The sequence below is a fragment of the Sulfurimonas hydrogeniphila genome (assembly GCF_009068765.1).
GTDB lineage: Bacteria > Campylobacterota > Campylobacteria > Campylobacterales > Sulfurimonadaceae > Sulfurimonas > Sulfurimonas hydrogeniphila.
Genome location: NZ_CP035534.1, coordinates 132,768 through 150,394, shown reverse-complemented (window position 1 = coordinate 150,394; position 17,627 = coordinate 132,768). Strand labels below are relative to the sequence as shown.

General features: G+C 38.6%; 21 protein-coding genes and 1 other RNA gene. 12 read left to right on the top strand and 10 right to left on the bottom strand.

Going from position 1 to position 17,627, the window contains the following annotated elements; all coding sequences use genetic code 11:
• Positions 1 to 126 precede the first annotated feature (126 nt).
• The 3 genes from ETP70_RS00775 to rpmI all read right to left on the bottom strand — a co-directional run bounded on the left by ETP70_RS00775 (position 127) and on the right by rpmI (position 3,285).
• Positions 127 to 2,400 (bottom strand): methyl-accepting chemotaxis protein, encoded by a 2,274-nt coding sequence (locus ETP70_RS00775; RefSeq protein ID WP_151899379.1) that lies wholly within the window; start codon positions 2,398 to 2,400, stop codon positions 127 to 129.
• A 223-nt stretch (positions 2,401 to 2,623) separates the two neighbouring features.
• A complete protein-coding gene (gene rplT, locus ETP70_RS00770) occupies positions 2,624 to 2,983 on the bottom strand; it encodes a 50S ribosomal protein L20 (RefSeq protein WP_151899378.1) in 360 nt (119 codons plus the stop codon).
• 107 nt (positions 2,984 to 3,090) lie between these two features.
• The gene (rpmI, locus tag ETP70_RS00765; RefSeq protein ID WP_151899377.1) at positions 3,091 to 3,285 is read right to left on the bottom strand and encodes a 50S ribosomal protein L35; all 195 of its coding nucleotides are present in this window, start codon (positions 3,283 to 3,285) and stop codon (positions 3,091 to 3,093) included.
• Positions 3,286 to 3,359: 74 nt separating this feature from the next.
• Here rpmI and ETP70_RS00760 point away from each other — a divergent pair, with 74 nt between their 5' ends.
• The 10 genes from ETP70_RS00760 to ETP70_RS00715 all read left to right on the top strand — a co-directional run bounded on the left by ETP70_RS00760 (position 3,360) and on the right by ETP70_RS00715 (position 12,169).
• A complete protein-coding gene (locus ETP70_RS00760; RefSeq protein ID WP_230973287.1) occupies positions 3,360 to 3,596 on the top strand; it encodes a hypothetical protein in 237 nt (78 codons plus the stop codon).
• A gap of 28 nt (positions 3,597 to 3,624) precedes the next feature.
• Positions 3,625 to 3,722: signal recognition particle sRNA small type (ffs, locus tag ETP70_RS00755), an RNA gene on the top strand.
• A 196-nt stretch (positions 3,723 to 3,918) separates the two neighbouring features.
• Positions 3,919 to 4,464, top strand: a complete 546-nt coding sequence (locus ETP70_RS00750; RefSeq protein WP_151899376.1) for a 5'-methylthioadenosine/S-adenosylhomocysteine nucleosidase family protein — start codon at positions 3,919 to 3,921, stop codon at positions 4,462 to 4,464.
• 16 nt (positions 4,465 to 4,480) lie between these two features.
• Positions 4,481 to 6,163 (top strand): glycoside hydrolase family 3 N-terminal domain-containing protein, encoded by a 1,683-nt coding sequence (locus ETP70_RS00745; protein ID WP_151899375.1) that lies wholly within the window; start codon positions 4,481 to 4,483, stop codon positions 6,161 to 6,163.
• Complete coding sequence (locus ETP70_RS00740; protein ID WP_151899374.1) at positions 6,156 to 7,670, top strand: sodium:solute symporter; 1,515 nt, start codon at positions 6,156 to 6,158, stop codon at positions 7,668 to 7,670. Before ETP70_RS00745 ends, ETP70_RS00740 begins: the two co-directional genes overlap by 8 nt.
• Positions 7,671 to 7,975: 305 nt before the next feature.
• Positions 7,976 to 9,070 carry an anhydro-N-acetylmuramic acid kinase gene (locus tag ETP70_RS00735; RefSeq protein WP_151899373.1) on the top strand — a complete coding sequence of 365 codons (1,095 nt, stop codon included), beginning with the start codon at positions 7,976 to 7,978 and terminating at the stop codon, positions 9,068 to 9,070.
• The gene (locus ETP70_RS00730) at positions 9,057 to 10,001 is read left to right on the top strand and encodes an aminoglycoside phosphotransferase family protein (RefSeq protein WP_151899372.1); all 945 of its coding nucleotides are present in this window, start codon (positions 9,057 to 9,059) and stop codon (positions 9,999 to 10,001) included. Before ETP70_RS00735 ends, ETP70_RS00730 begins: the two co-directional genes overlap by 14 nt.
• A 292-nt stretch (positions 10,002 to 10,293) precedes the next feature.
• On the top strand, positions 10,294 to 10,953 hold the full coding sequence (gene murU, locus ETP70_RS00725; RefSeq protein ID WP_230973286.1) for an N-acetylmuramate alpha-1-phosphate uridylyltransferase MurU: 660 nt from the start codon (positions 10,294 to 10,296) through the stop codon (positions 10,951 to 10,953).
• A complete protein-coding gene (locus ETP70_RS00720; protein WP_151899371.1) occupies positions 10,943 to 11,923 on the top strand; it encodes a lytic murein transglycosylase in 981 nt (326 codons plus the stop codon). The genes murU and ETP70_RS00720 overlap by 11 nt, the downstream gene beginning before the upstream one ends.
• Before the next feature lie 12 nt (positions 11,924 to 11,935).
• The gene (locus ETP70_RS00715) at positions 11,936 to 12,169 is read left to right on the top strand and encodes a DUF1931 family protein (RefSeq protein WP_151899370.1); all 234 of its coding nucleotides are present in this window, start codon (positions 11,936 to 11,938) and stop codon (positions 12,167 to 12,169) included.
• 21 nt (positions 12,170 to 12,190) lie between these two features.
• Here ETP70_RS00715 and ETP70_RS00710 read toward each other — a convergent pair whose 3' ends face one another.
• The gene (locus tag ETP70_RS00710; protein WP_151899369.1) at positions 12,191 to 12,685 is read right to left on the bottom strand and encodes a GAF domain-containing protein; all 495 of its coding nucleotides are present in this window, start codon (positions 12,683 to 12,685) and stop codon (positions 12,191 to 12,193) included.
• A gap of 1 nt (position 12,686) precedes the next feature.
• Positions 12,687 to 13,226 carry a GAF domain-containing protein gene (locus ETP70_RS00705; RefSeq protein WP_230973285.1) on the bottom strand — a complete coding sequence of 180 codons (540 nt, stop codon included), beginning with the start codon at positions 13,224 to 13,226 and terminating at the stop codon, positions 12,687 to 12,689.
• Between the two features lie 40 nt (positions 13,227 to 13,266).
• Between ETP70_RS00705 and arsC the strand changes: the two genes are divergently transcribed.
• Positions 13,267 to 13,626 (top strand): arsenate reductase (glutaredoxin), encoded by a 360-nt coding sequence (gene arsC, locus ETP70_RS00700; protein WP_151899368.1) that lies wholly within the window; start codon positions 13,267 to 13,269, stop codon positions 13,624 to 13,626.
• Positions 13,627 to 13,703: 77 nt separating this feature from the next.
• Here arsC and ETP70_RS00695 read toward each other — a convergent pair whose 3' ends face one another.
• The 5 genes from ETP70_RS00695 to ETP70_RS00675 all read right to left on the bottom strand — a co-directional run bounded on the left by ETP70_RS00695 (position 13,704) and on the right by ETP70_RS00675 (position 16,051).
• Entirely contained in the window at positions 13,704 to 13,892 is a 189-nt protein-coding gene (locus tag ETP70_RS00695; protein WP_151899367.1) for a hypothetical protein, read from the bottom strand.
• Positions 13,893 to 14,023: 131 nt separating this feature from the next.
• Entirely contained in the window at positions 14,024 to 14,317 is a 294-nt protein-coding gene (locus ETP70_RS00690; protein ID WP_151899366.1) for a type II toxin-antitoxin system RelE/ParE family toxin, read from the bottom strand.
• A gap of 1 nt (position 14,318) precedes the next feature.
• Positions 14,319 to 14,552 carry an addiction module protein gene (locus ETP70_RS00685; protein ID WP_188110013.1) on the bottom strand — a complete coding sequence of 78 codons (234 nt, stop codon included), beginning with the start codon at positions 14,550 to 14,552 and terminating at the stop codon, positions 14,319 to 14,321.
• Positions 14,553 to 14,773: 221 nt separating this feature from the next.
• The gene (locus ETP70_RS00680) at positions 14,774 to 15,211 is read right to left on the bottom strand and encodes a deoxycytidylate deaminase (protein WP_151899364.1); all 438 of its coding nucleotides are present in this window, start codon (positions 15,209 to 15,211) and stop codon (positions 14,774 to 14,776) included.
• 3 nt (positions 15,212 to 15,214) lie between these two features.
• Positions 15,215 to 16,051: a peptidylprolyl isomerase gene (locus ETP70_RS00675; protein WP_151899363.1), complete on the bottom strand. Its 837-nt coding sequence runs from the start codon at positions 16,049 to 16,051 to the stop codon at positions 15,215 to 15,217.
• Between the two features lie 174 nt (positions 16,052 to 16,225).
• Between ETP70_RS00675 and gltX the strand changes: the two genes are divergently transcribed.
• Entirely contained in the window at positions 16,226 to 17,614 is a 1,389-nt protein-coding gene (gene gltX, locus ETP70_RS00670; protein WP_151899362.1) for a glutamate--tRNA ligase, read from the top strand.
• The last annotated feature ends 13 nt before the right edge of the window (positions 17,615 to 17,627 follow it).

Genomic DNA, 17,627 nt, shown 5'->3' with positions numbered 1-17,627 from the left:
AACACAAGGTTGTGCATTCTAAGATAAATTTAATAAAAAAGAGTTGAAAGAAGTGATTTTGAGAATCAGGCCCAAATGGACCTGGAAGATTAACACAGAACTTTAAACGGTCTCACAATTTTTCTATTAAATTTTAAAAGTTGTTAATTTCATATTAAGTTCATCTGTCATTACATTAAGATGTTCTGCCGCAGCAGCTATTTCTTCCACACTGTGCGCATTTGTTGATGATATTTCATTAATTTCTTCGACTTTTCCTACAATTTCACCTACATTTCTACCTGTATCTTCGAAATCTTTAACCGTTCTATCACTTGCATCCACCGCCTTATTCACAGTCGTGACAGTAGAATTAATTCTTTCTTCCACATCTTGAGCGATTGTTACCAACTCCTGAATTTCATCAGAATTGGAAATCATCTTATTTGAAGCATCAATTATAGACTGGACAACAACATTTATTGTAGCATTAATTTCAGAGAGTGTTTTTTGAGTTCTCTCTGCTAGTTTTCTGACTTCATCAGCTACAACAGCGAATCCACGTCCATGTTCACCCGCTCGTGCTGCTTCTATAGCAGCATTTAAAGCAAGCAAGTTTGTCTGATCTGCTATATCAGAAATAATAGTTAATACATTTTTCACTTCACTCGCATCATGAGAAAGAGTCTCCATATTTTGTGCTAAATCTGACTCAGATTCTGCTGTTGTTTGAATTTTTGATGCTAAAGAAATAATATTGTTTTTCGCCATTTCTAAATTTTCATTTGCATTTATAATATCATTTTTCGATTCTTGAGCCTCTGTGATTGCCGTAGCTATTTCATTTTGTATCTCTTTTGCATTTGATGTTGTTTCTTTTACTATTGCCACTGAACTCTCAACATTTTTGCCCACACTTATAGCCCTTTGTGAAAGTTCTTGTGAAATTGAAGCATTTTCTTCTGATGTTACTTTAACCTCAGAGAGTAAATCTCTTAACTGTGACATAACACGAGAAAGGTTTTGTGCAATAATCGAAACTTCATCATCCCCTTTCATTTTCAACTCTTTTGTCAAATCAATATTTTCACCATTGGATATATGCTGAATATATTGCACAATTTTATTTAAAGGATTGATAATAATTTTATAGATCATAAACAGTAATATTCCAACAGAGATAATAATGATAATTAAAGATATAATTAAAAGATAATTTCTTAACTTGTAGGCAGGGGCAAAGGCTTCTGCTTCATCAATCTCAGCCACAACTACCCATTTTCCCTGTCCATTAAAAATACTTAATTCTTCGTAAACGCTAAGAACCGAAATACCTCTGTAATCTTTTATAATCCATTGCCCGCGTTTGCGTTCTCCAGTTATTACTGCCTCAGTTGAAGGCGTTTTTACTTTCCATACTCCTATCGTAGTCCCTAATTCCTGTACTACTTTATCTTTTATCTCTTTTTGAAACCTGGAATTACTTCGCATATAATAATCACTGCCAACGAGATAACACTCCCCACTTTTTCCTAACCCTGCTTTTTCAAAATCATCATTAAAACGCATAATAGAATTTATAACATCCACAGGCATTTGAAAAATCAAGACACCTTTTTTGGTACCATTTATAAAAATTGGTGTTGCTATGAAAGATGCCGGAGAATTGTAACTTGGCTCATAAGGGGAAAAATCATCAAATGCTATTTCACCTTCTTTCATTCTTAAGGCTTTTTTGTACGCTTTAGCAAGCCCTGTATCTGCATAAACACCCTTTTTGAGATTTGTCGCGAAATCTTTTTCTTTAAAATCTGTATAAACAACATCTCCTCTCATATTTACCAAAAAGATATCATACAGGCTAAAAGAATTTAAAAACTTATCAAAAGAAGTATGGTATTTTTTATGGGCGCGCATATAACTGCTGTCATATTTTGGATTAAAAGCCATTTTATTTTTTTCACCCAATTTCGCAGGATTTTTTACAATAAAAATATATTGTGCAACCAATGCATCATCTTCACGCGGTAAATACTCTTCTAGCGGTTTGGGTTTTGCTGCATTTGGCACATTATAATTTACTGCATTCAAATACTCATTTTTATAATTTTTCTTTAATGTAGATTTTACTTTTTCTATATCCAGGTGCAGTTCATTTTCAAGCTTATAAAAACCATTATCTAAAGAAACAAAAGCTTCTTTTGTTCCTTCTTGCCCTGCCAAAGAAGTAAGAAGACCACCAAGATAATCAAAATAATTTGCAATTTCCCCATGCTTAGACACCTCTACACTGCTAAGCTTATCAAATTCACTCTTATCTATAGCCTCTTTGGACTTTGTAATAGATACGTAGGTAATAGCTGATGCCAATACAATAATAACCGCTATAACAACAGATACTAATTTTGTTTTGATTGTCATAAAATAATCCTTTTTTTTTACAGTTAAAGATTATATCAAAAAAAAATTCAATATACAATAAAATTAAACAGTATCTGATAAGTGTAATCAATATTAAAAACTCAGAGTGTTTAAAAATATAATATTTTATTATACTGACTTAAGATTTGAAATATAGCGTAGAGAAGATTGTAAGTAATATGTAAGTAATAACAAAAGCCCTGAAGGCTTTTGAAATAGAAGGTTATTTTGCCAATGCAGCTTTAGAAGCTTTAACAACTGCAGTAAATGCAGCCGCATCGTTCATTGCCATATCAGCAAGAATTTTACGATCAAGTTCGATACCAGACTTGTGAAGTCCGTTCATAAAAGTTGAGTAGTTCATACCGTTTAAACGACATGCAGCATTGATACGGATAATCCATAGTTTACGGAATTCACGTTTTTTCTGCTTTCTGTCACGGAACGCGTACATTAATGAGCGTTCTATCTGTTCTTTAGCTTTTCTGAAGTGTTTACGGCGACCGCTGTAAAAACCTTTCGCTAATTTTAATATTTTTTTGTGTCTTCTTCTGCGAACAACACCTGTTTTAACTCTTGGCATATCTTTCCTTTTGTTTCTTTACCCAGCTACTTTACATGTAGTCAGGGTGCCACTCTCGGGTGGTCTTGCCCAATTACTGAAAATTGGAGATTAATGATACTCTTAGCCTAGCTAACGATCATTTCCTTAATGTTTTTTGCATCTGACTTGGCAACTACTTTTGGAGCATGTTGCTTACGACGAGTTTTTGCATCCTGCTTTGTAAGAATATGGCTTCTAAACGCTGTTCCGCGTTTGATCTGACCGTTCTTCTTCACTTTAAAACGCTTTACAGCGCCTTTTACCGATTTCATTTTTGGCATCGATAATCCTTTTCGTAAAATTTTGGAAGTGCAATTATACCCAAACTTTTCTAAAATTTTGCTATACTTCTGCCATGATGATAGATAATTCCATAAAACATATAAAAAATGCCCTCAAAGAACTCGATGACGAAGTACAAAAGATTTTACTCGACTGGAGTATTCCGCTCAATGAAAAAGACAATCTGATGCTGCCGATTTTGCAGCAAAAACGGGTACTTGACCAGACTTTAGAAGATTTAACCTACCTAAAAGAGCACCCGCCAACACCAAATCAGCCCTGCGGCATTTCAAAATATAGAGAAGATTAAGAAAAATCTGCTATAATTTCACCGCTTCTCTTTAGACCTGTGCAATGGTGCACTGAGGTAATGTGTCAGGGTAGGAATACAGCAGCACGCCTTAGTACGCTATGTGCCGCAGCCATCTGGAGAGAGGCACCTAAAGCCTAAACTATACAATAGAGAATTAAAAACTTCATCTATCATTGTAACAAAGTAACATTCATTAAAAATTTACACTACCAATTAGGTAGCTTTAAATTTTTATTAAACGCTCCTTCATCACAAGCATAGACAAATTTTAGAAATTCCTATTGTATAGTTTAGGCTTAAAAAATAAAAAAGAAAAACTATGCTCTACATAGTAACCGCTCTCAAACCTGAAGCTCAGGCCTTCGTTGACAAATACAGACTCAAAAAAAACAAACTGCAAAACTATACACTTTTTACAAACACAGATATCAGACTCATTATCAGCGGTATCGGGGTTGACAATGCCAGACTTGCGACGCAGACGCTGATTGACAATTTTGACATTACAAAAGAAGACATTTATCTCAATGTCGGTATCTGCGGTGCACCAAAGCAGCATAAAATCGGAGAACTTTTAGAAATAGGTACTGTAGTCTATCACAATACCGTTTATCCCTTTTGCGCTGACAAACATACGCTTACATGTAAAGACGAAGCAGCCGCAATACAACACGAAACACCCGTTGATATGGAAAGTTTTGGTTTTTATGAGGCGGTTGTTCATAATCCTGCCATTGAAAAATTTCATATTTTAAAGGTCGTCAGTGACCATTTTGCACCACACACCATTACAAAAGAAAATACAAAATCACTTTTGTTTAATGTTATTCATGATATAAATAGAGTATTGCAAAAGCATATCTAAATCAGGATTACTTATAATGCGCATCTTTTTACTTTTTTTAAGTCTCTACATAACGCTTCATGCCACAGTGCCTACAGATACGCAACTCAAAAAAATGATAGGGCGCATGCTGATTGTCGGCTTTGATGAAAGTTATGTAGAACCGACGTCCCAAATAGTTTCAGATATACAAAAGTATGATTTGGGCGGTGTGATTCTCTTTGACCGGTTTTATACAGACAAACAAAGAGTTAAAAACATCCTCTCACCCTATCAGCTGAAAAAACTTACCTGGCATTTACAATATTTTGCACACAAACCACTTTTTATAGCCGTCGACCAGGAAGGCGGCAAGGTCAGCAGGCTCAAACCACAATACGGCTTTGTCAAAATCCCCTCTGCTGCTGCCGTTTCATGTATGCCTTTACAAAGAGCACAGCAAATTTACAAGGCTCAGGCTCAAATGCTCCAAAACAGCGGTATTAATGTAAATTTTGCCCCCGTACTCGATTTAAGCACCAACCCAGACAACAAAGTCATAGTAGGCTTAGAGCGTTCTTACGGAAGCAATCCCAAAGAGGTTGCAAAATATGCACAGACAATGATAGACGCCCAGACACGCCACAATGTCCTTTCTGTTTTAAAACATTTTCCCGGGCACGGTTCCTCACTCGGAGATTCCCATAAAGGGTTTGTCGACATCACAAATACCTGGAGCAAAAAAGAACTGGAGCCTTATAAAATCCTCATCAAAGCCCATAAGGCTGATGCAATTATGACTGCACATGTCTTTAATGCACATTTGGATGACAAATATCCGGCAACACTCTCTTATAAAATAAATACAGAACTTTTACGCAACAGATTGCACTTTCAGGGCGTCATCATCAGTGATGATATGCAGATGAAGGCTATCTCTGCAAATTATTCACTCAAAGATGCCCTGACTCTGGCAATCAATGCAGGGGTGAATATTTTACTCTTTGGCAATCAGCTTGCACACAATTCGACGCAAGAGATAGTTGAGACTATTTTCAAGCAGGTCAAAAATAAAAAGATTCCGCTCAGCAAAATTATAGCATCCAATGCACGAATCACAAATCTGCATTTCAAAAACAGACTTGTACAAAAGCCTGTCATATTTGAAAAAGAGCGTAAAGCATTAACGCGGGCATATATTCAAAAACATTACGGCTTACATGTAAAGGAGATAAAAATAAAGCCAAAAATAATTGTTCTGCACTGGACTGCCGTGATGGATGCAAACAAAAGTTTTGCCAGACTTGATCCGCAAAAACTGCTCTCTGACAGAAAAGATATAGCAAACGCCTCGGCATTGAATGTCTCGGCACACTATTTGGTGGACCGAGACGGAACAATTTACCAGCTGATGCCAGATGATGTTATGGCACGCCATGTCATCGGACTCAACTACTCAAGTATCGGCATAGAAAACGTCGGCGGTGAGGCAAACAAAAAAGAGGATTTAACAGATGCGCAGGTACGTGCAAACATTGCCCTTGTAAAATATCTCAAACAACAATATCCTGACATTGCCTACCTCATCGGGCATTACGAATACACAAAAATGCAAAACAATCCCCTCTGGCTGGAACATGATGCAGGGTACAGAACCCAAAAAGCAGATCCCGGGGTACTTTTTATGCAGGAAGTAAGAGCAGGTGTGCCAGACCTGCATCTCAGAGGTGCCGATGAGTAGCGGGTTTTCTTCTCTTGACTGGTTTGTTTTTGGTGCTTATTTTCTGGTGCTCGCCATCAGTTCCTACCTCTTTTCCCAATTCAAAATCAGTTCCTCAAGAGACTATTTTGTCAGCTCAAATACTATGCCAATGTTCGCTGTTGCCGTCTCAATCATCGCTACTTCTCAATCTGCTGCAACTTTTTTGGGTGTTCCGGAATTTTCCTATGTCCATGATTTTACCTTTTTGGGGTTTTATTTTTCTGCGCTGGTGGCTGTTGTATTTATCAGCCTTGTTTTTGTCCCGAAATTTTACAAATACAAAGTTGTCACCGTCTATGAACTTTTACAAACACGCTACGGCGAACGTGCCAAAAAGCAGGCAGGCATCATGTTTTTGCTTGGACGCATTATGGCGAGCGGGGCACGGCTCTACATCGGCGCACTGGCTGTGAGTATGATACTTTTTTTGGATATCGGCTTTTTTCATATGCTTGTTGCCATCACTCTTTTAATTGCAGGCGCTTTATCCTACACTTACTTCGGCGGTATCAAGTCCATCATCTTCAGTGATATCATTCAAGCCCTTACCTATGTCGGTGCCGGTCTTTTAGTTTTTTGGTATTTGTATCTCTCTTTGCACAATATAGATATTTTAGCAATCCTGCAAGCACATAACAAGTTACATGTAATAGATAATTCACTTGATGGGAAGTTCAGTATGATGGCACTTTTTAGCGGTTGGCTGCTTTTAAACATAGCCGCTTTCGGACTTGATCAGGACATGACCCAGCGCGTACTCAGCTGTAAAAACAAAAACGAAGCTGCGCAGTCACTCATTCTCTCCATTGTTTTGACTATTCCCATTGTCATGCTTTTTCTTGGCATCGGAGCACTGCTTTTTGTACATTACCAGACGGATACGGTAAGTCAGAATTTTCAAGGCGAGAGCATTACCGTTTTTATGTATTACATCCTCAATGAAATGCCCTCAGGACTGAGAGGGCTTGTAACAGTCGGTGCCATTGCCGCAGCACTTTCAAGCACAAACTCTGTTTTGGGTGCCATGGCTTCTGTCGCCGTTGAAGATTTGTACCGACCGTGGAAATTGCAAAAAGATCCCCATACGAAAGAAATACATTTTTTAAAAGCTTCCCGAAATGCCGTACTTATCTTTGCATTTATTCTCTTTTTTATGGCAATTGTGAGTTATTTTTGGCAAAGAGAAAGTGAACTCTCCCTTGTCAGTTTTGCCCTGGGGGTAATGACCTTTGCCTACACCGGACTTTTAGGCGTCTTTTTCTCGGCGGTTTTTACAACAAGAGGAAGTGCCGCGACCGTTCCTTTTGCCCTTGTCGGAGGCTTTGTGAGTGTATTAGCCTTACAGCCCTATGTATTTAGCATTCATATAGGATTTGCCTGGCAGATGATTTTAGGAACCTTGGTTGCTTTTGTGATTATGCAGACAGATACTTCGCATACAACTCTCGCAAGCAGTACAGCCCAAACTAAAAGGATAAACCATTAGCTTAAGCAAAAGCTTGGTATCGTCTTGGAACCGGTACTTCAGTGCCGGCTGTTGCCAGCACTTTAACACTTTGAGCCCGCACTGAAGTACGGGTTCCGAAAAAGCCGTTGAGAGCCTAATGGTATTGAAACTTTTTTTTCGTTTCTTTTGCTTTTTTTGGAACACATACTTTCTATGCTAAAGCATGACTTGGAAAAAAACTAAATTTTTTCTGTAGTGCGGGCTTTGTGTCTTTCAAAACTAGAGCCCAGGTTACAAAAAATTATTACTAAATAGATATAATAATCAAAAGAAACAGGAAAAACATGATAAAAAAAGAACTCTACATCGGTGTTATGAGCGGGACAAGTCTTGACGGCATTGACATTGCTCTGTGTGAAATAGATACTGCAAACTGCAAACTCCTTGCGGCACAGGAGTATCCTTTTCCAGACGAATTAAAAGAAGAAGTTCTCAAACTTGCAGCCAATTCTGCCACTTTAAAACAAATCGGAGAATGTGACAGCAGACTCGGGCTTCTTTTTGCAGAGAGTATCAATGATTTTATAAAAAGCAATGCTTTACATCTAAAGAGTATAGTTGCCGTCGGTCTGCACGGACAGACACTTTGGCACGAACCTGATTCTTTGTATCCTTTTTCCATGCAGCTAGGCAACGCAAACATCGTTGCAGCCAAGACAGGCATCACGACTGTAGCTGATTTTAGAGGCAAAGACATAGCCAACGGCGGTCAGGGAGCGCCTTTTGCTCCTGCTTTTCATCAATTTTTATTTGCAGATACACAAGAAAACAGAGCGGTGCTAAACATCGGAGGGATGGCAAATATCTCTTTGCTTTTTGATACTTTTGGCGGTTGGGATGTCGGCTGCGGGAATGTTTTGATGGATGTGTGGATGCAAAAAACTCAACAGAAAAATTATGATGCAGAGGGAGCATTTGCAAAAAGCGGCGAAGCAGATGAAGAACTGCTCAAAACAATGCTTGACGATGACTATTTCAGGCAAAAACCGCCAAAAAGTACGGGCAGAGAGTATTTTAATGCCGCATGGCTTGAACAACAACTGCAAAATTTTGCACATTTATCCGATGCACAGATACAAAAAACCCTGCTCGAACTTACCGCCCGCTCCATTGCCAATGACGTCAATGCCACACAGGCTACACAGCTCATAATTTGCGGCGGCGGCGTAAAAAACAGCTTTTTGATGCAAAGACTCAGCACACTGTGCCACGCCAAAGTAATTGCAAGCGATGCCCTCGGGATCAGCAGTGATTTTTTAGAAGCCATGGCATTTGCCTGGTTTGCAAAGAAACGCCTGCACAAAGAGCCGCTTGCCCTCGCCAAAGTTACCGGTGCCCAAAAAGATTCCGTAGCAGGAGCTATTTATGCAGCAGATTAAAGCATGGTTGCAAACCACTCCCTATAAAGATTATGACATACATATTGCCTCTGCCGATGCAAGTTTTAGAAAATATTATCGGCTTTCATATAAAAATCATTCTGTTATTTTGCTGGATGCCTCTTTGGAAAAACACTCTTTGTCACCCTTTGTAAACATCACTTCAAGACTCTTACATGTAAAGGTCAAAGCACCAAAAATTCTTGCAAAAAATCTCTCTCTTGGATATCTTATTTTAGAAGATTTCGGTGATACGCAACTGCTGGATGTACTCAAGCGTGAAAACTTTAAAAGCCTGTATGAAAAAGCCATTGATGCAATAATACAAATGCAAAGTGCCGATACGAAAAACCTGCCGCTGTATGACAAAAAATTTCTCCATACAGAGATGGATTTAATGCAAGAGTGGTATTTGGAGAAAAAGCTTGCTTTACATGTAAACAAAGAACAAAAGAGGCTGATATCTTCTACCCTTGAGGCGATATCCGGTGTTGTACTGTCTCAGCCGCAAAACATTTTTGTACATCGTGATTTTCACTCGCGAAATATTATGTTCACAAGCAAAAATGAACTCGGTATAATTGATTATCAGGATGCCATGAGCGGGGCACTCACCTATGATCTGGTTTCGCTTTTAAAAGACTGTTATATCTCTTTTGAGCGCAAAGAGATCGAGGCGCTGGCACTTTTGTTTGCCCGTAAAAAGGGTTTACATGTAAGCAATGAAGAGTTTTTAAAGTGGTTTGATTTTATGGGGCTGCAGCGGCATATAAAGGTGTTGGGGATTTTTTCGCGTCTGCATTTGCGTGACGGCAAAGAGGGATATGTAAAAAATATTCCGCTGACACTGCGTTATGTGATTGAAACGGCTTTACGATATGAGGAGACCAAAGAGTTTGGGAAACTTTTACGGCAACTCAGCCCAGACTGAAGTCTGGGTTCCGAAAAAGCCGCTTAACTTAATGTCATTGAAACTGAAGTCTAGGTTTCAAAGAACATGTGCTAAACTCTTCGGAAGCGATGCTTTAGCTTCGCCTTGTACTTTGACAGCAACTCAGCCCAGACTGAAGTCTGGGTTCCATTAAGTTAAATGATTTTCCCGGAACCCGTACTTTCTATGCTAAAGCATGACTTAGAAAAAAACTAAATTTTTTTCTGTAGCGCGGGCTTTGTGTCTTTCAAGACGAATAGCCAGGTTAAAACCCATAAAAAAAGGAGAGCATATGATGAAAGCGATGATACTTGCGGCAGGTCGGGGTGAGCGCATACGTCCTTTGAGCGATACTCTGCCAAAGCCCTTGTTACATGTAAAGGGAAAGGCGCTGATAGAGTGGCATATTGAAAAGCTGGCTCAAAACGGTTTTGAGGAGATCGTTATCAATATTGCCCATCTTGGCCATAAAATCCAGGAGTCTCTCGGAGACGGCTCACGGTGGCATGTCAGAATTCACTACTCGAATGAGCAAAACAGCGGAGCCCTCGAGAGTGCCGGCGGTATCAAAAAAGCACTGCCACTTTTAGGAGATGCTCCTTTTTTGGTTGTCAACGGCGATATATTTTGCGAATATGAATTCAATCCGAATTTCAAACTCATCGACGTGTTTGCCCATCTTGTTTTGGTACCCAATCCTGTACACAATCCAACAGGAGACTTTGGACTCAAAAATGGACTTGTAACAAATAAAGACAAAACAATGTACACCTTTTCCGGCATAGGCTACTACCATCCAAAACTCTTTGAAAACGAAGCGTTACAAAAAAGCCCGCTCGCTCCGCTTTTGAGAAAAAATATCGACAAAAATCTTGTCAGTGGCGAAGTATTTAACAAAATGTGGCATGATATAGGCACACCACAAAGGCTTCAAGAAATCAATGAAAACTAAATTTATATTTTTACTGCTCCTTGGCAGTGTACTTTTTGCAAAATATGACAACTGCAATTTTACAAACAGACATTATGAAGATATTTGCAAAAAAGTCGTCAAACACGGCGTCAGTTACAAATATGCCAACCAATTTCTACTCTCCTATTTTAAAACACAAAAGTATGATGAAATAACCTGGAAATACATACAGCCTTCAAAAATAAAATACCATAAAGAAAAAGAGAAACAGGCAAACAATGTACTGATAAAATATGTTCCAAAAATGGTAAAAAATCTTCAAAAATACAAAGATGTTTACGACTATGCCGAAAATAAATATCATGTCAACCGTGAAATCATTGCCGCCATTTTGCTCAAAGAGACAAAACTCGGCAAAATAAAACCGACACATGATGCCTTCATTGTTTTCAACACTATCGTAACACGCACAAAACCCGATACCCACCGAAACAAGTGGCTCTTAAAAATGGGCAAAACAAATATGGCTTCGATTATAGAACACTGCTACAAAAAAGGTGTCAAACCCCAACAGTGTAATCTAGCAAGCTCCTACGCCGGTGCCATAGGCATCCCGCAGTTTATGCCAAACAGTTTTATCTACACGGACAGCTACAAAGGCAAAGTCGCAGACTTGAGTAAAATGGAAGACGCCATCCTCTCTGCTGCGAAGTTCTTACATGTAAAGGCAAAATTTGACACACTCATTGACTGGAAAAAAATGCCTGATATTCCAAAAACAGAACAAGAGTGGTACGCCTATGCCTACAAATACGACAATGCATCGTTTTGCTATGAAAAAAGCAGCAAAAGCGGCAAAGCATACCAATGTTTCAGCAAAGGCAAAAAGCACCTGCAGTATATGAGAAAATATGTACAAAAAATTATGCGTTACAACAACTCCTCAAACTATGCCGTCGGCGTCATTCGATTAGCCTATGATGCTCACACTTTACTAAAAACTAAATAATTTGCTACATAGGTGGCATTTAAAAAACTTGAAGCAGAAACAGATGCAAAAGATGTTGCGCAAACGCTTAGCTTTTATCCACCGGTTTTATCACTTGAAATTGAGCTTGAAAACAAACTTCCGGAAATAGCAGGAGCACTTTTAGTCACCCTTGCAAAAACAATGAAAGCCATTGATCCTGCAGACAGAGCTGTTGATCACGAACTTATCAGTAAAGCACACAAAGTTCTCAATATTACAATGTAATGTCGAGAAAATACAAGGTGTTTATTCCCCGCCTTGTATCTGTGTTATCAGTACAAGTTCCAGGCTTCCACTTACATAATTGGCAAAAAAAGTGAGTGTCTCCAGATCCTGCGGGGTAAAGTCTGTTTCTTTGTTAAGCAGCTGCATCACGCCCATTACATTTCTCTTTGAATCAAATACAGGAACTGTCAGCATGTTTTCGGTCAGATAGCCGCTTTTTTTATCTATGTGCTGTAAAAACCGCTCGTCTTCATAAGGTTTGTTCACTATCTGCGGTGTCTTGCTTTTATATGTGGCGCCAACTATCCCCGCATCCGCACTGACAACGATTTTTCCCATTCCGTCACTGTGTGTCGTCCAGAGTATCTCATCATCACTGTCCACAATAAATATAGAACATCTTTGTGCCTCTGCAAGAGATTTTGCCTCATCACTTATCAAAACAATTGCATCATCAATCGCATTGGTTGTCATCAGTTTTTTACCGAATTCGGCAATTCTCTTTAATTGTTTCATATTAATCCACTCTCTTTTCTTGATCTAAATACGTATGCAGCAGTTCTAAAAATCCGCTGACATAATGTGCAAAAAATATCATAAAACGGACATCTTCTTCATCAAATCCTTCTTCTTTGTTTAAAAGTTCCATCACCCCGATAATCTCTCTTTTGGAACTGAATATTGGTGCTGTTATGATATTTTTTGTAATATAATCTGTCGCCGAATCAATTTCGGGCAAAAACTCCGGATGGGCATAGGCATCATTTGCTACAACAGGTTTCTTTGCCTTGAGTGTATACCCCACCAACCCTTTATCTGCACGAAGTGTTATTTTTTTAACTTCATCCGCCAGGGTTGTCCACACCTCATTTGCAGCAGCATCATATATAAATATAGAACACCGCTCGGCACCTATGACATCTTTGACATATTTTGCAATCAGAGGCAGACCATCTTCAAGAGAATGTTTTGTCAACAACTCCCTTGCAAACTCGGCAAGTTTTAATGATTTGTTTTTATATTTCATTCCAAAACCCTCTTTATTAATCAATTGCAACTATTATAGTGTAAAATTCTACTAAAAAAAAGGAAAGAGAATGAGTAAATACACTATTTTACACAATCCGCGATGTTCAAAATCGAGAGAGGCGCTTAAAATATTAGAAGAAAACGGTATTGCTGCCGATGTTGTCAAGTATCTTGACGAACGTCCGAGTGCCGCACAACTCAAAAACATTATAAAAATGCTCGGACTGCAAAGTGCGAGAGAGATGATGCGTACCAAAGAGGCCATTTACAAAGAACTTGATTTGCAAAATGAAAAAGATGAGGACAAACTTATAGAAGCGATGGCGGAGCATCCAAAACTGATAGAACGTCCCATCATTATAAAAGATGACAAAGAGGCAATCATCGCCCGTCCGCCAGAAAAAGCAAAAGAGTTTTTAAAGAGCTAACTGCTCTATGCTTACTCTTTTATCATTCATTTGGCTCGTATGTTTTGCTGACATTTAAGCACAGTTAGTTTTGTAATCTAAAAAAGACTCTCAATAGTAAGTTTTCTTTTTTTAGATTCTTGCAAACCCTTCTTAATCATTCTATCAAAAGCCAATTCTCTTATAATCTCATCATATGATGACTCTTGTAATAAAGTTTCAATAACTTTTTTTGCTTCAATTATTGGTGCTGTCATTTTGCTACCTTTTGAAATTATTTTTATCATTTTAATTTATCATAATTTTATTTAAAATTTAAAACTATAGATTCTTACTACAGAGGGGACTCGGGTGAGTAACTGCCATCTTTGTTACTTTACACCCTAAAAGTGGAGATTTACTCACAGGGGTGGAATTCCTATGTCTTTCTTGATTTCCAATAGTTAGGTTTTCTTTGAAGTTGCATAACTGCTAAAATTATTATTTCATCATCTTTTTGATAGTAAACTACACCAAAGGGAAAACGATTTGTTAAACATCTTCGAATATCTTTATCAAGCTTTTGCCAAGCATCTGGAAATTCTATAATTCTTTGGATTGTTTTGTAAATTTCATGTGCAAACTCTAAACCCAAATGAGTTTGACATTCTTCATAATAATTTACTGAAGCATTAAGTTCAGCTTCTGCATCAGGGTGAAAAAAATATATCATACTATGCGTTTAATCTTTGAAAAATTTTTTTAAAAACTTCATCCCCGTTAACATGTGAAACTTGATTGGTTTCTATCTCATCTCTACGTCTATTTACCTCTTTAATCCATAAAGAATCTATTGCAGCATTTGAAGGTGTGATACTTGCCAGTAACTTATCAACAATTTTAGTTTTTAAATCTATCGGTAAAATGTCTATTTCTTCAAATAGTTGTTCTTGTTTTAAGGTTAGCATAATGAACTCCATTTTAAGCATATACTACTATTCTAACAAAATAATAGATGCTTTTCTATTAAATTTAAAACTTATTTTCAAAAAACAATGATAAATTTTCTTAAGCAACTAACATCTGTTGCTGTTGTGTCCAACCTTTATATTTTTTTAAGTAGTTTAGATATAAATAAATACCCGCAAGGCATGGCAATCGTCTTCCTATATCTAAAGCAAAAGAACTTTTAAAGAGCTAACTGCTCTATGCTTACTCCGTTATCTTCCAAAAACTTTGAGATGGTTTTGGAGTGAGTATGTTCATACTCTTTGGCATATACAATGCGTTTGATGCCACTGGCGATCAAGTTTTTGCTGCATTCGCTGCAAGGTTCCAAAGTGACGTAAATTGTTCCGCCCTCAATGGAGATGCCTTTTCTCGCCGCCCAGATAATCGCGTTCATCTCTGCATGAATTTCGTATGTCTTGCTCCACTCATGGTGCTCTTTGGTGTATTCGTCGTTCCAGTGATCACAGCAGTTCGTATAGCCTGCAGGCGTTCCGTTGTAGCCTGTGCTTAAGATGCGTCCGTCTTTGACAATGACAGCACCGACCTGTTTTGAAACGCATTTGGATGCTGAGGCTATTTCTGAAGCTATGTTTATAAAATTTTTATCGCTGAGCATAGTTTATTTGGGCAGTCTGATAATGTTGATATCTGCATTGTCACGAAGCCGTGCAAAATAGTCACTCAAAACCGCTTCACGTTTTTCTGCCATAATCGCATTGATGATCTGCGGTTTCAGCTTTTTCAGATCCACTTTTTTTGATTTTGTTGTCGACTTTACATAACAACACATAAAACCGCCTCTGCCGTCAGGCAAAACCGGAGTGAAATGGTCTGGGGGTGTTTTTTCCAAGATTGCCGCAAGCTGTGGCGGAATTTTATTGTAAGGCAATACCTGCTCCTGTGTCTTGATATCGGGTGCATAAAACATTGGATTGTCTACTTTTTCCTGCAGTCGGCTTTTGTCTTTTGATTCGTTTATGATGACAGAAAAAGATTCGGGATGGTTAAACTGCTTTTTGTGCAGCTCGTAATACTCTTTTATCTCTTCGTCAGTCGGTTCGGAGAGTGATGACATTGCAATGGCAACATAAAGCTTTTGGCTTAAAAGTTTTTGTTTTATTTTTTCTTTGAATTCTGTAGAACTCAAACCGCTTTGTTCTCTCACAGCATCATACAACTGACTGATTGTCAATCCGTTTGCTTCAGCCATTTTTTTAATATCATCATACACTTCCGTACTTGAAACCGAAATATCTCTTTTGGCAATTTCAAGCTCTTCAAGTTTTTTACGAATAAGGATGTCGGACGCTTTTTTTGCATCTATATGCGCCTGCTGCATCTCTTTTTCAATATCAAGCAGAGTAATTGCTTTATCTTCTACAACAATTGCGACACCGTCATAGACTTCTGCATTTACTAAGCTTGCAAGCATAAGTAATACGAGTAATTTAAACATAAAAATCCATTTTGTTAATTTTAATAGAGTATTTTACCAGCCTTTAACCAACAATTGCCTAAAATTGCAAGAAACTTCTTATGTAACCTTAACTTAGAGGGCAAATTCTCCTTGCCAGTCTGAGCCTCACGCTAAGTTTACATAAGAAGTGAACACTAACACAAGAGGTATATCATGGTTGTTACTCGTTTTGCTCCATCTCCTACAGGCTATCTGCATATTGGCGGTTTACGCACGGCTCTTTTTTCTTATCTGTGGGCAAGAAAGAACAAGGGAAAGTTTCTTCTTCGCATTGAAGATACCGACAAAGCAAGAAATTCTCAAGAGGCAACAGAGGCCATTTTAAAAGCATTTGAATGGCTTGGACTTGAAGCAGACGGAGAAATCACCTACCAAAGCAAACGTGAAGATATTTACAAAAAATACATACAGCAGCTGCTTGATGAGGGCAAAGCCTACAAATGCTATATGAGCAAAGAGGAACTTGATGCTTTGCGTGAGCAACAAATGGCAAACAAAGAACGGACAAAATATGATGGCAGATACCGTGACTTTTGCGGAACTCCTCCCGAAGGTGTTGATCCTGTCATCCGCATCAAAGCACCTCTAAGCGGTGAAATAGTCGTGCATGACGGTGTCAAAGGCGATATTGTCTTTCAGGCAGAAGATATTTTGGATGATTTTGTCATTGCCCGTGCAGACGGAAGTCCTACCTATAACTTTGTCGTGGCAATAGACGATGCTTTGATGGGTATCAATGAAGTTATCCGCGGAGACGACCACCTCTCAAACACTCCTAAACAAATCGTCGTTTATGAAGCGCTCGGATTTGATGTTCCGAAATTTTACCATGTCCCTATGATTCACAATGCGCAGGGCAAAAAGCTCTCAAAACGTGACGGTGCGACAGATGTCATGGCATACAAAGAGATGGGATATTTACCACAGGCACTGCTTAACTTTCTTGTGCGTCTTGGCTGGAGCCACGGGGATCAGGAGATTTTTTCTATGGATGAGATGAAAGAGCTGTTTGATCCAAAAGACATCAACAAATCAGCCTCCATTTACAATACGGAAAAACTCGACTGGCTCAATGCCCACTACATTAAAAACACACCTAATGAAGAACTGACGGAACTGCTCGCTGATTTTGGCGTGGTACTAAGTTCACACGATAAAAAAGAGATTTTGCTTGATGCCCTTAAAGAACGGGCAAAAACCCTCAAAGAGCTGGCAACGCTTATCAATGAGATAGTGACAACACCGCAGTCATATGATGAAAAAGCGGTCAAAAAAGCCTTTAAAGGCAATGCGATTGAAATTCTTGAACATTTTGCAAACAAACTTGATGAAGCAAAAGAGCTGCACCTGCCAAGTGACTATCATCATGTGATGGAAGCCCTTGTCAATGAGATGGAAATCGGTTTTGGAAAAATCGGCAATCCGCTTCGTGTGGCACTGCTGGGTAAAATGAGCGGTCCGGGACTTGATGTCGTTATGTCTGTCATCGGAAAGGATGAAACCATCCTTCGTATTGCCAGAGCCATAGAAGCCAATATATAATGGCTTCTGTGTT

What these genes read in the sequence shown, in the direction of transcription:
- ETP70_RS00775 (WP_151899379.1), bottom strand. Translation starts at nt 2,400, where the DNA reads ATGACAATCAAAACAAAATTAGTATCTGTTGTTATAGCGGTTATTATT.
- rplT (WP_151899378.1), bottom strand. Translation starts at nt 2,983, where the DNA reads ATGCCAAGAGTTAAAACAGGTGTTGTTCGCAGAAGAAGACACAAAAAA.
- rpmI (WP_151899377.1), bottom strand. Translation starts at nt 3,285, where the DNA reads ATGCCAAAAATGAAATCGGTAAAAGGCGCTGTAAAGCGTTTTAAAGTG.
- ETP70_RS00760 (WP_230973287.1), top strand. Translation starts at nt 3,360, where the DNA reads ATGATGATAGATAATTCCATAAAACATATAAAAAATGCCCTCAAAGAA.
- ETP70_RS00750 (WP_151899376.1), top strand. Translation starts at nt 3,919, where the DNA reads ATGCTCTACATAGTAACCGCTCTCAAACCTGAAGCTCAGGCCTTCGTT.
- ETP70_RS00745 (WP_151899375.1), top strand. Translation starts at nt 4,481, where the DNA reads ATGCGCATCTTTTTACTTTTTTTAAGTCTCTACATAACGCTTCATGCC.
- ETP70_RS00740 (WP_151899374.1), top strand. Translation starts at nt 6,156, where the DNA reads ATGAGTAGCGGGTTTTCTTCTCTTGACTGGTTTGTTTTTGGTGCTTAT.
- ETP70_RS00735 (WP_151899373.1), top strand. Translation starts at nt 7,976, where the DNA reads ATGATAAAAAAAGAACTCTACATCGGTGTTATGAGCGGGACAAGTCTT.
- ETP70_RS00730 (WP_151899372.1), top strand. Translation starts at nt 9,057, where the DNA reads ATGCAGCAGATTAAAGCATGGTTGCAAACCACTCCCTATAAAGATTAT.
- murU (WP_230973286.1), top strand. Translation starts at nt 10,294, where the DNA reads ATGATGAAAGCGATGATACTTGCGGCAGGTCGGGGTGAGCGCATACGT.
- ETP70_RS00720 (WP_151899371.1), top strand. Translation starts at nt 10,943, where the DNA reads ATGAAAACTAAATTTATATTTTTACTGCTCCTTGGCAGTGTACTTTTT.
- ETP70_RS00710 (WP_151899369.1), bottom strand. Translation starts at nt 12,685, where the DNA reads ATGAAACAATTAAAGAGAATTGCCGAATTCGGTAAAAAACTGATGACA.
- arsC (WP_151899368.1), top strand. Translation starts at nt 13,267, where the DNA reads ATGAGTAAATACACTATTTTACACAATCCGCGATGTTCAAAATCGAGA.
- ETP70_RS00695 (WP_151899367.1), bottom strand. Translation starts at nt 13,892, where the DNA reads ATGATAAAAATAATTTCAAAAGGTAGCAAAATGACAGCACCAATAATT.
- ETP70_RS00690 (WP_151899366.1), bottom strand. Translation starts at nt 14,317, where the DNA reads ATGATATATTTTTTTCACCCTGATGCAGAAGCTGAACTTAATGCTTCA.
- ETP70_RS00685 (WP_188110013.1), bottom strand. Translation starts at nt 14,552, where the DNA reads ATGCTAACCTTAAAACAAGAACAACTATTTGAAGAAATAGACATTTTA.
- ETP70_RS00680 (WP_151899364.1), bottom strand. Translation starts at nt 15,211, where the DNA reads ATGCTCAGCGATAAAAATTTTATAAACATAGCTTCAGAAATAGCCTCA.
- ETP70_RS00675 (WP_151899363.1), bottom strand. Translation starts at nt 16,051, where the DNA reads ATGTTTAAATTACTCGTATTACTTATGCTTGCAAGCTTAGTAAATGCA.
- gltX (WP_151899362.1), top strand. Translation starts at nt 16,226, where the DNA reads ATGGTTGTTACTCGTTTTGCTCCATCTCCTACAGGCTATCTGCATATT.